Origin of the sequence: Streptomyces kronopolitis, from assembly GCF_050953795.1 — a bacterium.
GTDB lineage: Bacteria > Actinomycetota > Actinomycetes > Streptomycetales > Streptomycetaceae > Streptomyces > Streptomyces kronopolitis_A.
On sequence record NZ_CP191850.1, the window covers coordinates 6,659,009 to 6,671,232 of the forward strand.

The window sequence follows — 12,224 nt, forward strand, 5'->3', positions numbered from 1 at the left end:
CTCGCGCACCACACACCCCGACCGCCTCACCCGGGTGGCCCCGTCGCGCGGGCCGAGTGACACTCGCCATACCTGACGCCGGACCGTCCCGCGGTGCCCGCATGCCCACTACCGTCCAGTAGCGCGGTTCCCCGGGACCGCCGAGCGCCACCACCCTGCCCCTCCGGCCGTGCACCGAGAGCGGAGACAACGATGGCCCCCACCTCCCCGTCCACCCCGAACGTGCAGCGGGACGCGCACCCCGCCCCCGCCCCGACGCTCGTTCTCAAGCCCGGCACGTCCTGGCAGGACGCCTGGCAGCGCAGTCTGGCGGCGGCCCCCGAGGCGTTCCGCGACGACCGGGCCCTGAACCTCTGGGCCGGCGCCTGGCACCCGGACGGCGATCCGCTGCCCGCCACCAGCCCCGTCGACGGCACGCCCATCGCGGGCCCGCCCCGCCTGGACGCGGACGCCGCCCTGCACGCCGTACGGGCCTCCCTCGACCAGCACCGGGCCTGGCGCGAGGTCCCGTTGACCGAGCGCAAGGCCAGGATCTCCGCCGCCCTCGACGCGCTGACCGAGCACCGTGAACTGCTCGCCCTGCTCCTGGTCTGGGAGATCGGCAAGCCCTGGAAGCTCGCCCAGGCCGATGTCGACCGTGCCATCGACGGCGTCCGCTGGTACGTCACCGAGATCGAGCGGATGCTCGCCGACCGCACCCCGCTGCCCGGCCCGGTCAGCAACATCGCCAGCTGGAACTATCCGATGTCGGTGCTGATCCACGCGATGCTGGTGCAGGCACTGGCCGGCAACGCGGTGATGGCCAAGACCCCGACCGACGGCGGCCTGGTGTGTCTGACCCTGGCCTGCGCCCTGGCCGCCCGCGAGGGGGTGCCGGTCACCCTGGTCAGCGGCAGCGGCAAGGAGCTGTCGCCCGCCCTGGTCCGCTCGCCCGAGATCGGCTGTGTCTCCTTCGTCGGCGGGCGGGACACCGGCGCCCGGGTCGCCACCGCCGTAGCCGACCTCGGCAAGCGCCACATCCTCGAACAGGAGGGCCTCAACACCTGGGGCATCTGGAACTTCAGCGACTGGCAGACCCTGACCCCGCTGCTGCGCAAGACCTTCGACTACGCCAAGCAGCGCTGCACCGCCTACCCCCGCTTCGTCGTCCAGCGCGAGGCCTTCGCCGACTTCCTCACCGCCTATCTCCCGGCGGTCCGCAGCGTGCGCTTCGGACACCCGCTGGCCGTCGCCGATCCCGCCGACCCGCTCCCGGAACTCGACTTCGGCCCGCTGATCAACGCCGGCAAGGCCAAGGAGCTGGCCGACCTCACCGCCGAGGCGATCACCCGGGGTGCCGTCCCCCTGCACCGGGGCAGCCTCGCCGACGGCCACTTCCTGCCCTCCCAGGACACTTCGGCCTACTTCCCGCCCACCACGCTGCTGGCCCCGCCCTCCTCCTCCCCGCTGCACCACGCCGAGCCCTTCGGCCCGGTCGACACGATCGTGCCCGTCGACACCGAGGCCGAGCTGCTCACCGCCATGAACGCCAGCAACGGCGCGCTGGTCGCCAGCCTGTCCTGCGACGACAAGGACACCTACGACCGCCTCGCCCCGCAGATCCGCGCCTTCAAGGTCGGCCACGGCAAGCCCCGCTCCCGCGGCGACCGCGACGAGCTGTTCGGCGGCTTCGGCAACTCCTGGAGCGGCGCGTTCGTGGGCGGCGAACTCCTGGTCCGCGCGGTGACCGAGGGCCCGTCCGCCGAACGCCTGCCGGGCAACTTCCCGGACTACCACCTGATGCCGTAGCGGGCCGCCCGGGCCGCCCGGGCCGGCACTCCGGGTCCGGGCGGCACGGGCCCCGCCCCGTGCCGCCCAACCCGTGTCAGCCGATCCCCTGCCGGTCCGGATGCGAGGCGAACCGCCGGTCCGCCGCCGAGGGCACCGCACTCTCGATCGCCTGGAGGAGCAGCGTGCGGTGCCGTACCAGCGGCTGCCGCCGTTCCCGCGGTACGAGCAGCAGCAGATCCTCGGTCCCGGCCAGCAGCCGCCGGCTGATCTGCGGGCCGGTCACCGCGGCCGCCCGGATCTCGGTCAGTCCCAGATCCACCAGATCCGTCCAGCCCGGAATGCTCTGCGTCAGCCGCACCGCGCCCCGGCGGTCCCGGTGCTGGACCGTCCCGAGCGGCAGCGGCGCCACCGCCGCCAGAATCTGCACGATCCGGTCCAGGCACTGCACGGCGGTGGTCGGGTCGTTCACCGCCGGCGACAGGGCCCGCAGCGCGATGTCCGACAACTGTCGCAGCCCCAGCCCGAGATCCTGGTGGAAGGTGCGCTCCACCCCCACCGACACCGTGTACCGCAGCGCCCGCCGCGGTGGCGCCGCCCCGCCGTGCACCGCGAGCACCGGCGTCCCCGGCAGGACGAAGTCCCCGGTCCGCGGGATCAGCCGCAGCACCACGCCGTGCCGCCGCGCCACCCGCACCAGCCGGGCCACATGCACGTCCTTCAGCACACCGGCCCGCCCGTCATGCGCCACACACGCCGTCTCGGGCCCCTCCGGCACCCCGGCTCCCGCGCCCTCCGCCCCCGTCCCCTGCCGCTCCAGCATCCGCAGCGCCTCCCGGGCGATGCGGTCGACCACCGGCCCCACCTGCATCAGCCGCAGCGTGCCGGACACGTAGACGACGAACAGCACCAGGCTGAGCCCCACCAGCAGCAGCGTGAGCAGCGTCTGCGCCAGGGGCACCGAGGTCACCTGCCGCGCGGTGCGCTCACTCTCGAAGGAGGTGAGCACCAGCAGCGAGAACAGAAAGGTCGCGAGGAAGACCGTGAAGGTGAGCTTGCTGATCCGGCTGCGGATGAAGATCCGCACCACCCGCGGGGTGCGCTGACCGCTCGCCATCTGCAGCGCGACCAGCGAAATGCTGAAGACCACCCCGATGAAGGTCAGCATCGCCGAGCTGATCGTCGTCACGATGACCTTGGCGTCCTCGGTGATCGAGACCAGCTCACGGATCTCCGCGTAGGCCTCGATCCGGTGCAGATGCGCGAGGATCGCCTCATCGAGCGCCGCGACCGCCCACCACAGCAGGACCGCACACACCAGCCCCGCCATGGGGGCGAACCAGAAGGTGTCCCGCAGATGCTCCCGCAACGGAGAAAGCGCTTTTGGCCTGCGTGGACCATCGAGATGCGCGATGTGTACCTTATTGCCCATAAATCGAGGTTATGCGGCACCCGGATACGCAGGTGAAGGGCACTCCGAAACCTTGGTATTGTTATCCATGTCGCCGCGGGGAACGCCCCGTGACGATCACACCTAGTCCGGGTGGCGGAATGGCAGACGCGCTAGCTTGAGGTGCTAGTGCCCTTTATCGGGCGTGGGGGTTCAAGTCCCCCCTCGGACACAGAAGAAGTACACAATCGGCGGGCTGCGACCACACGGTCGTAGCCCGCCGATTGCGTGTGCGCGCCTCCCCGTCGACGGTGCGCGACGCTCCCCTTCCGGGATGCCGGATTGCTGGCGATACGCCCCTTCCGTCCCCGGAATTCCGGAGTATCCTTGGTGAAGGCCTACGGGGCGAGCGAGGGAGTTCGACCGGACGGGCCTCGGAGAAGGGAGTTCTGGCTCTCGCCGAGGACATGAAGAAAGGTCGGGCTGAGAGGCCGGAAGGTCGGGAGACCGGAAGGCGACCCCTAGCACCTGATCCGGACAATGCCGGCGAAGGGAGCCCACCTCGTAGGTCTTCAGTGCGCCTTGATCAGCTGCTGCGCAGCAGGTCGGCGCACTTTTCGCCGATCATCATCGTGGTGATGCAGGGGTTCACGGCGGGCAGGAACGGCATGACCGAACCGTCAGCCACGCGCAGGCCGGTGACGCCCTTGACGCGCAGTTGGGGGTCGAGGGGGGTCGCCTGGTCGTCGGCGGCGCCCATGCGGACGGTGCAGGCCGGGTGGTAGACGGTGTTGTGGGTCGTGCGGATGTAGTCGAGCAGTTCGGCGTCGGAGCGGGCGGAGGGGCCGGGGGCGAGTTCGGTGCCGGCCCAGTCGGCCATGGGGGGCTGGGACACGATCTCGCGGGCCAGGCGGAGTCCCGCGGTCATGACGCGGATATCGTGTTCGTCGGTGAAGTAGCGCGGGTCGACCATGGGCTTGTCGCGGAAGTCGCGGGTGCGCAGGCGTACGGTGCCCAGGGAGCGGGCGCGGGTGACGTTCGGGGTGAGGCAGAACGCGTTCTCCGAGGTCGGATAGCCGCGGCGGTAGGTGTTCATGTCGAACGGCATCGACCCGTAGTGGAACATCAGGTCCGGGCGGTCGAGGCCCGGTTCGGTGTCGGCGAAGATGCCGATCTCCCACCACTGGGTGGACGAGGTGACCATGGGCCGCCGGGCGTCCCACATGATCACGCCCTCCGGGTGGTCCTGGAGGGAGGAGCCGACGCCGGGGGAGTCGACCAGCGGGTCGATACCGGTGGCGCGCAGATGGGTGGCCGGGCCGATGCCGGAGAGCATCAGCAGCTTCGGGGTGTCGATGGCGCCGCAGGAGACGACGGTCTCGCGCCGGGCGTTGACGGTGCGGGTGTGCACCAGGTCGGGGTCGAGGTAGTCCACGCCGGTGCAGCGCCGGGCGGAGTCGAAGTTCAGGCGCCGGGCCTGGAGTCCGGTGCGTACCTCGAGGTTCTTGCGGGTGCCCATGACGGGGTGGAGGTAGGAGACCGACGCCGAGGAACGGGTGCCGTCGGGGCGGCAGTTGATCTGGAACCAGTTCGCGCCGCGGATGACGGTCCGGCCGGTGTTGAACGGCGTCGTCGGGATGCCGGCCGCCGCGCAGGCCTCCAGGAGGGCCACCCCGCACGGGTCGTCGGGCGGCACGGTGCGCAGGGTCACCGGGCCGCTGCGGCCGTGGTGGTCGCCGGGGGCGTCGTTGTTCTCCAGCCGCTGGTAGAGCGGGAAGCAGTCGGCCGCGCTCCAGCCCGTGCAGCCCATGGCGGCCCACTCGTCGAGGTCCTCGGCCGGGGCCCAGAAGGCGATGCAGGAGTTGTGCGAGGAGCAGCCGCCGAGCACTTTGGCGCGGGCGTGCCGCATGAAGCTGTTGCCGTTCTCCTGGGGTTCGACCGGGTAGTCCCAGTCGTAGCCGGACTCCAGCAGCCCCATCCAGCGGTCCAGCCGCAGGACGTTGTCGTCGCCGACGTCGGAGGGGCCGGCCTCCAGGAGGCAGACGCTGACCGCCGGGTCCTCGCTGAGCCGGGCCGCGACGACGGATCCGGCCGTGCCGCCGCCGACCACCACGTAGTCGAACTCGTCCACAGGCGCTTCTTGGGACATCGTGCCGCTCCAGGTCAGGGGGTGGGGGCGCCGCTGTCGCCCGGGGTGCCGGGGTCGGAGGCGACGGCGGCGTGCATGGCCAGCACGCCCGTCTTCTTGCGCTGGACGAACCAGTAGTAGGCGAATCCGCCGAGCGCCACGACTCCGATGAACAGGAAGGCGCCCCAGCGCAGGTACCAGTGCTGGGGGCCGGTCGCGTTGTAGACCGCGGCGCGCGGCCAGGCGAGGTTGAGGGACATCGCCAGGCCCCAGAGCACGGCGAGGATGTTCACCGGCAGACCGAACTTTCCGAGGGTGAACTTCCCCTTGGCCGGGGTCCAGTTGCCGCGTAGCCGCTGGACGAGCATCGGCAGGGTGACCGCCAGATACGCCAGGTAGATCATGATGATCGCGATGCTGGTGATCACCGAGAAGATCTGCGGCTGATTGACGTTGATGAGCAGGATGCCGATGCCCACCAGCCCGATGACGACGGCCGGCAGCACCGGTGTCTGGAAGCGGGGGCTGACCTTGGCGAGCAGGGAGGCGGCCGGGAGGTTGTTGTCCCGGGCCATCGCGAACGCCAGTCGGATGCCGGCGGTGTGCACGGCCAGATCGCACACGGTGATCGCGATGACCACGCACCAGAGCACGATCTGCCCCACGGTCGACCCGAGCGTGGAGAGCACCACGTACTGCAGGCCGTCCACGGAGAGCTGCTTGGCGTGCAGATCGGGCACGGCCAGCAGGGCGAACAGCAGGATCAGGCCGCCGATGAGGAAGGACGCGACCAGGGCCCGCAGGATCGCGCGGGGGGCGTTGCGGCCGGGGTCCTTGGACTCCTCACCGAGCGAGGAGGCCGTGTCGAAGCCGTACATCACGTAGGCCGAGGCCAGCGAGGCGGTGAGGAAGGCGCCGAAGTAGCCCAGGCTCTGGCCCTTGCCCAGGCCGAAGGTGTCGGTCACCGTGCCGGGCCCGCGGGTGATGTGCGCGGCCAGCAGCAGGACCAGGACGATGGCGGCGATCAGCTCGATCGCCACGCCCGCCGAGTTGATCCGCGCCATCAGCTTCACACCGAAGGCGTTCACCAGGGTGGTGAAGGCGATCAGGACGGTGCCCAGCAGCACGGCGTTCTCGGCGGCGGACTTGCCGGTGCCGTCGCCGATGAACTGGAACCACGACGAGATCTGCGGCAGCGTCACCTGGTAGGCCAGCGCCACCGCGGACAGCGAGACCATGGAGGCGGTCAGCATCATCCAGCCGCCGAGCCAGCCGACGTGCGGGCCGCCGAGCTTCTTGGCCCAGTTGTAGATGGACCCGGCCACCGGATAGCGGGCGGCCAGTTCGCAGAAGCACAACGCCACCATCAGCTGCCCGAGGAAGACCATCGGCCAGGACCACCAGTACGCCGGGCCGCCGTGGGCGACACCGAAGTAGAACAGCTGGAAGGTGCCGGTGAGGATCGAGATGTAGCTGATGCCGGCGGCGAAGGTGTGGAAGTTGCCCAGGGTGCGCTTCAGCTCGGGCTTGTAGCCGAGTTCGGCGATGGCCTCGTCGTCGTGCCCATGGTCGGCCGCGGTGTCGGGCCGGGAAGCTGCGGGATCGGTCACTCGAACCACCTCTGCGGACGCGGCGCGGTGTTGCGCCAGACGTGCTTGGCCTCCTGGTACTCGGCCAGCCCCGCGGGCCCCAGCTCCCGTCCGACGCCCGACTGCTTCATCCCGCCCCATTCCGCCTGCGGCACGTACGGATGGAAGTCGTTGATCCACACCGTTCCCGCGCGCAGCCGGGCGGCCACCCGGTGGGCCCGTTCGCCGTTCTGTGTCCACACCGCGCCGGCCAGCCCGTACACCGTGTCGTTGGCCAGCGAGACCGCCTCGTCCTCGTCCCGGAACCGTTCGACGGTCAGCACCGGGCCGAAGCTCTCGTCGCGGACGACGGACATGTCCGGGGTGCACTCGTCGAGCACGGTCGGCAGGTAGTAGAAGCCGTGGGACAGCGAGGGGTCGTCGGGCGCCGAGCCGCCGCAGAGGAGGACGGCGCCCTCGTCCAGCCCGGCCGCCACGTACGCCTCCACCTTCGCGCGGTGCGCGGCAGAGATCAGCGGGCCGGTGCGGGCGTACTCGTCGAACGGTCCGCCGAGCCGGATCCGCTGGGCGCGGGAGACCAGCTCGTCCACGAACGCGTCGTGCAGCTCCTCCTGGACGAGCAGCCGGGCGCCGGCCGAGCAGACCTGGCCCGAGTGCAGGAAGACCGCCATCAGGGCGTAGTCGACGGCGGTGTCGAAATCGGCGTCGGCGAACACGATGTTGGGGTTCTTGCCGCCCAGCTCCAGCGCGATCTTCTTCACGGTGGGCGCCGCCGCGGCCATGATGCGCCGGCCGGTGACCAGCCCGCCGGTGAACGACACCATGTCCACCCGCGGGTCCTCGGTCAGCGGTGCGCCGACGTGCTGTCCGGTGCCCAGTACCAGGTTGGCGGCGCCGTCCGGCACCCCGGCCTCGGCCAGCAGCCGCATCAGGTGGAGGGCGGTGTGCGGGGTCAGCTCGCTGGGCTTGAGGACGAAGGTGTTGCCCGTGACCAGGCAGGGGGCGACCTTCCAGGCGGTCTGCAGCAGGGGGTAGTTCCACGGGGTGATCAGCGCGCAGACCCCGACCGGTTCGTGGCGCACCGTGCTGTCGACTTCCGGGGCCCCCGCGTCCACCACCCGGTCGGGCGCCCCGGCCGCGCCGAGGTGGGCGAAGTAGCGGAAGCAGTTGGCGATGTCGTCCATGTCGTAGGCGCTCTCGACCAGCCGCTTGCCGGTGTCCAGCGACTCGGCCCGGGCCAGTGTGTCCTTGTCGCGCTCCAGCAGCTCGGCGACCCGCAGCACGACCTCGGCGCGTTCGGCCGCCGGGGTGCGCGGCCAGGATCCGTCGTCGAAGGCGGTACGGGCGGCGAAGACCGCCGCCGCCGCGTCCTTCGGCCCGCCCTCGTCGACCGTCGCGACCAGCGTGCCGTCCGCGGGGCAGCGGATCTCCCGCAGCTGCCCGTCGGCCGCCGCGGTCCACTGGCCGCCGATGAACAGATCCGGCATGTGCTGCCTCCGGTCCTAGGGCTCGTACGGGGCGGCAGCGGCGGGCGCGGCGCCCCGGCCGGCGGTGTGGCGCGCCGGCTGGCCCGCGGTGCGGACCTCGGTGACGATCACTGCACCGAGAGTAGGACGGGCGCCGCGGCTCCGCACGGCACGAGGGGCCGGAGGAGCGGGGGCCGACCGGGTGGGGCCGGCGCAGTGACGGGGCGGGCGGCCGGGAGAATGGGGGCATGGGCAGCGAGCGGGACCGGGGGCAGTGGCGGGAGCCGGAGTCGGAGAGGTGCGCCGGTCCGGATGGGGGCCCCGGGGCCGACCGCCCGTATCCGGTGCCGGACGTCGCCGCCTTTCTGGCCGGCCGCTGGGACGTCGAGCGCACCGTCCGCGACCTGCGGACCGGCGCCGAGGGGCACTTCCGGGGCACCGCGGAGTTCCGGCCCGAGGGCACCGGCGACGTTCTGCTGCACGCCGAGGAGGGGCGGCTGACCTGGGACGGCACGGTGTATCCGGCGAGCCGCACGCTGCTGCTGCGGCCCCGCCCGGACGGCACCGCCGGGGTCGGGTTCGCCGATGGCCGGCCCTTCCACGACCTCGATCTGCGCACCGGCCGGTGGACCGCGCGCCACCCCTGCGCCGAGGACCGCTACGAGGGGTCCTTCACGGCCGTCACGGCGGACGAGTGGCGGCTGCGCTGGCGGGTCGGCGGGCCGGCGAAGGACCAGCTGCTGTGTTCGGTCTACCGGCGCCGGGGCTGAGCGCGGCGGGCCGCCGGTGACGGACGCGAAGGCGCCCCCGGGGGCAGGAGTTCCCCCGGGGGCGCGGTCTTGCGTCCGGCCGTGGCCGGTCAGGCGGCGGGCAGCTTGCCCCGGCCGAAGAGCTTGCGCTCGTCATGCAGGGCGAACGGCGTGGTCCGCAGATCGGCGATCTGGATGCCGAAGATCTTCAGTTGCAGCATCAGCTCGGTCTTGAGGTCGTAGCCCGCGCTGAGCGCCCACGCCGGGGCGCCGCCGCCGTGCGCGGCCGCGGCCTGTCCCGTCAGGTGGACGGACAGCTCGCCGCCGACACCGACCGTGTCGTAGAGGAACACCTGGGCGTGCGCCCCGATGCGGGCGGTCGCCGTGGCGGCGCCCTCGACCCGGGGAGTGGAGCCCTTGGTCTGCTGGTCCGCCGTGTGCAGCGGCTGCCAGCCGTTCGTGCGGTCGTACTTCGCGCCCACCGCGAACGCGCCGGAGGTGCGCTGGTCGGCGTCGAGCACGATGCGGCCACCGGCCGTGAAGCGGTAGGTGAAGGTGACCTCGGTGCTCACCACGACCGGGACCGGGCCCACCCAGAAGGTGTGCCGGCCGGTGACCGCCGCCAGCGGCACCGAGACCTGCCCGGTGTCGGCGGTGCCGCGCACCTTGCCGTGCACCTGCCAGCCGTAGGCGTAGGAGCCGCCGAGGCCGACCGCCGCGCGCTGGGGCAGCAGATTCAGCCCGCCGCGCTTCTCGTACTGGAAGATCAGCTCGGGCCGGAAGGACACCTCACCGGACAGCCGGGCCGGCGACCGGTCGGTGGCCTGGATGTCCTTGGGCAGCGGCACGTTGACGCCGAGGCGCAGGGTGGTGAGCGCCTTGCGCGCCTCGGGCGGCAGCGCGTCCTCGGAGGAGGCGCCGGCCGCACCCGCGGAGGGCCGCGCGAGCGGTGCGCGCTTCTCCGGGGCGTGCGACGAGTCGCTCGCCGAGGGGCTGGGAGAGGTGCTGGGCGAGGCGTCCGGGCCTTCGCCGGCGGGCGCGCTCGACTCGCCGGACGGGGTGGACGGGGCGTCGCCGCCCTGACCGGTGCCGGGCTTTTGGACGGAGACACCGGACGACAGCGGCTTGACGGACAGCTCGCCCGCCCGCAACGCCGTGCGCTGGTCCACCTTCTGATCGCCGAGCAGCTCGGAGAGCGTGGCGGGGGCGGTGGTCACCCGGACCTCGCCGCCCTGCGAGCCGGTGACCTTGCGCACCTTGAACAGCGCGCCCGAGGGGGCGTGCCGGTTCGGTGCGGCGGCGATCACATCGCCGGTGCGCACGGACTTGCCGGCGGACGGCTTGAGCACCGCCTGCTTGCGGTGCGCGTCATACGAGGAGAGCTTCACGGCGACCGAACGGCCTTGTCCGGTGGGCGCGTTGGAGGGCGTCGCGGCCACGGCGGCGCTCCCGGAGTCGTTCGCACCGCCGGCGCCGTCCGGAGCCGAGTTCGGGTCCGGGGAGCCGGCGGCGCGGATCGCGGCCGGGGACGAGCCGGAGTCGTCGTGCGACAGCAGTGCATGGGTGCCGAGAGCGGCGGGGACGAGTACGCCGACCGCGGCGGCGGGGACCGCTATCCGGCGCCAGGAAACAGCCAATGGAATTCCTTGGGGTGCGGGGGGTGGCAAGGAGGTACGAGGCCGCGATCCGACCCCGGAACGATCCGGGCGACGGGGGAAAAGTCATCCAACATCGAACATCTGTAGGGGTTCGGGCGGCTTCCTCGTAGCATGGCGACGAATGATCGCTTTCGCCATGGGGAAAGACACCGAGTCGGGAGGGGACGCGTGGAGAATTCCACAACGGTGCCGGAGGCCGTCGCCGCGCTGCACACCGCCATCGACGCCCTCACCGACGAGGTCGTCGACGGGCTCCGGGCCCAACTCCCCTCCTACGCCGCGGTCTCCTCCGACCAGCTCCGCCCACGGGTGCAGGCGTCCCTGCGCAACGGCCTGTCGCTGGTCCAGCGCTGGTCCGGGGAGCGCCGCGGCCCGCTGGGCTCGGTGCCCGGCGAGAGCGGCACCCACGGCGTCCCGGAGACCCATCTCGACGAGGTCACGGAGCTGGCCCGCGCGCTGCCCGTCGAGGACATCATCTCGGCCTACCGGATCGGCACCGACGTCGTCTGGCGGCGGTTCGGCGAGGAGATGGCGGCCCGCCGCGGCACCGCCGAGGACCTGCTGCCGATCGCCGAGACCCTGCGCGCCTGGGCCGACGCCAACACCCTGCGCGTGGTCCGCAGCTGCCGCATCGGGATCCAGGAGGACGCGATGACGGACCGCCGGCGCGCCGCGCTGGTCCGCGCCCTGCTGCTCGGCCAGGCACAGTGGGACGAGTCCCTGGCCGGGGACGGCACGATCGCCGGCGAGTCCGGGGACGGGGAGCTGACGGACGGGGCGTACGACCGCAGCGCGCTCCGCCTCCCCTTCCGCGCCTGCCTGCCCGGTGCCGCCCCGCCCGACGGCCCCGCGGCCCCCGCCGCGTACACCCCCGGTCACCCCGGCCCGGGCGACCGCGCCTTCCACCGGATCGTCGCCGCGCTGCGTCCCTGGCTCGCGCTGGACAAGGCGGGCAAGCCCCTGGTCACGACCGTGGACGGGGAGGTGGCCGGGCTGCTGGCCGGGCGCCCGGGCGGGCTGTGCCGCAGCCTGGTCCTCGGGCTGGGCGCCCCGGTGGCGCCCGCCGTGCTGGCCGCGGAGTTCACCCGGGCCACCCAGGCGCTGCGCGCCGCCCTCGGGTTCGGGCTCGTCGGCGCGTTCACCCGCGAGGAACTCGGGCTGCGGGCCACGGTCGTGGCGCTCCCGGCCGTGGGCGAGGGGCTGGTGCGGCTGCGGCTGGCGCCGCTGGCCGAGCGCGGCGAGGACGGCGCCCAGCTGGAGGAGGCGGTGGCCGCCTATCTGCGGCAGGGGCTGCGCCTGGACGCGGCCGCGCGGACCCTCTACGTGCACCCCAACACCTTGCGCAACCGGCTCCGGCGCTTCGAGGAGATCACCGGCACCAGCCTGCGCGACCCGGCCGACCTGGCGGAGATCTGGTGGGCGCTGACGCACCGCCGCCTGCACGGCCCGGAGGGCTGAGGCGCCCGCCCCGCGCCGT

At 72.6% G+C, this 12,224-nt stretch carries 8 protein-coding genes and 1 tRNA gene; 4 read left to right on the plus strand and 5 right to left on the minus strand.

What is annotated here, in order from left to right; all coding sequences use genetic code 11:
* Window positions 1-192: 192 nt before the first annotated feature.
* Window positions 193-1,788 carry an aldehyde dehydrogenase family protein gene (locus tag ACQP17_RS29390; protein WP_433858984.1) on the plus strand — a complete coding sequence of 532 codons (1,596 nt, stop codon included), beginning with the start codon at window positions 193-195 and terminating at the stop codon, window positions 1,786-1,788.
* 76 nt (window positions 1,789-1,864) lie between these two features.
* Here ACQP17_RS29390 and ACQP17_RS29395 read toward each other — a convergent pair whose 3' ends face one another.
* Complete coding sequence (locus ACQP17_RS29395; RefSeq protein WP_433858985.1) at window positions 1,865-3,199, minus strand: DUF2254 domain-containing protein; 1,335 nt, start codon at window positions 3,197-3,199, stop codon at window positions 1,865-1,867.
* 105 nt (window positions 3,200-3,304) lie between these two features.
* On the opposite strand from ACQP17_RS29395, the gene ACQP17_RS29400 reads away from it, so the two are divergent.
* Window positions 3,305-3,389: transfer RNA gene (locus tag ACQP17_RS29400), tRNA-Leu, on the plus strand.
* Window positions 3,390-3,743: 354 nt separating this feature from the next.
* On the opposite strand, the gene ACQP17_RS29405 is transcribed toward ACQP17_RS29400, so the two are convergent.
* From ACQP17_RS29405 to ACQP17_RS29415, 3 genes are read right to left on the minus strand one after another with little or no spacing between them, the layout of a single operon-like run.
* Window positions 3,744-5,306, minus strand: coding sequence for a GMC family oxidoreductase (locus ACQP17_RS29405; RefSeq protein WP_433858986.1), 1,563 nt, complete (start codon window positions 5,304-5,306; stop codon window positions 3,744-3,746).
* A 14-nt stretch (window positions 5,307-5,320) separates the two neighbouring features.
* Window positions 5,321-6,895 carry an APC family permease gene (locus tag ACQP17_RS29410; protein WP_433858987.1) on the minus strand — a complete coding sequence of 525 codons (1,575 nt, stop codon included), beginning with the start codon at window positions 6,893-6,895 and terminating at the stop codon, window positions 5,321-5,323.
* Window positions 6,892-8,361 carry an aldehyde dehydrogenase family protein gene (locus ACQP17_RS29415; RefSeq protein ID WP_433858988.1) on the minus strand — a complete coding sequence of 490 codons (1,470 nt, stop codon included), beginning with the start codon at window positions 8,359-8,361 and terminating at the stop codon, window positions 6,892-6,894. The genes ACQP17_RS29410 and ACQP17_RS29415 overlap by 4 nt, the downstream gene beginning before the upstream one ends.
* 227 nt (window positions 8,362-8,588) lie before the next feature.
* On the opposite strand from ACQP17_RS29415, the gene ACQP17_RS29420 reads away from it, so the two are divergent.
* Window positions 8,589-9,110 carry a DUF6314 family protein gene (locus ACQP17_RS29420; protein WP_433858989.1) on the plus strand — a complete coding sequence of 174 codons (522 nt, stop codon included), beginning with the start codon at window positions 8,589-8,591 and terminating at the stop codon, window positions 9,108-9,110.
* A gap of 89 nt (window positions 9,111-9,199) precedes the next feature.
* On the opposite strand, the gene ACQP17_RS29425 is transcribed toward ACQP17_RS29420, so the two are convergent.
* Window positions 9,200-10,726: a hypothetical protein gene (locus ACQP17_RS29425; protein ID WP_433858990.1), complete on the minus strand. Its 1,527-nt coding sequence runs from the start codon at window positions 10,724-10,726 to the stop codon at window positions 9,200-9,202.
* Between the two features lie 189 nt (window positions 10,727-10,915).
* On the opposite strand from ACQP17_RS29425, the gene ACQP17_RS29430 reads away from it, so the two are divergent.
* Window positions 10,916-12,205, plus strand: coding sequence for a PucR family transcriptional regulator (locus tag ACQP17_RS29430; RefSeq protein WP_433858991.1), 1,290 nt, complete (start codon window positions 10,916-10,918; stop codon window positions 12,203-12,205).
* Window positions 12,206-12,224 lie beyond the last annotated feature (19 nt).

What these genes read in the sequence shown, in the direction of transcription:
- ACQP17_RS29390 (WP_433858984.1), top strand. Translation starts at nt 193, where the DNA reads ATGGCCCCCACCTCCCCGTCCACCCCGAACGTGCAGCGGGACGCGCAC.
- ACQP17_RS29395 (WP_433858985.1), bottom strand. Translation starts at nt 3,199, where the DNA reads ATGGGCAATAAGGTACACATCGCGCATCTCGATGGTCCACGCAGGCCA.
- ACQP17_RS29405 (WP_433858986.1), bottom strand. Translation starts at nt 5,306, where the DNA reads ATGTCCCAAGAAGCGCCTGTGGACGAGTTCGACTACGTGGTGGTCGGC.
- ACQP17_RS29415 (WP_433858988.1), bottom strand. Translation starts at nt 8,361, where the DNA reads ATGCCGGATCTGTTCATCGGCGGCCAGTGGACCGCGGCGGCCGACGGG.
- ACQP17_RS29420 (WP_433858989.1), top strand. Translation starts at nt 8,589, where the DNA reads ATGGGCAGCGAGCGGGACCGGGGGCAGTGGCGGGAGCCGGAGTCGGAG.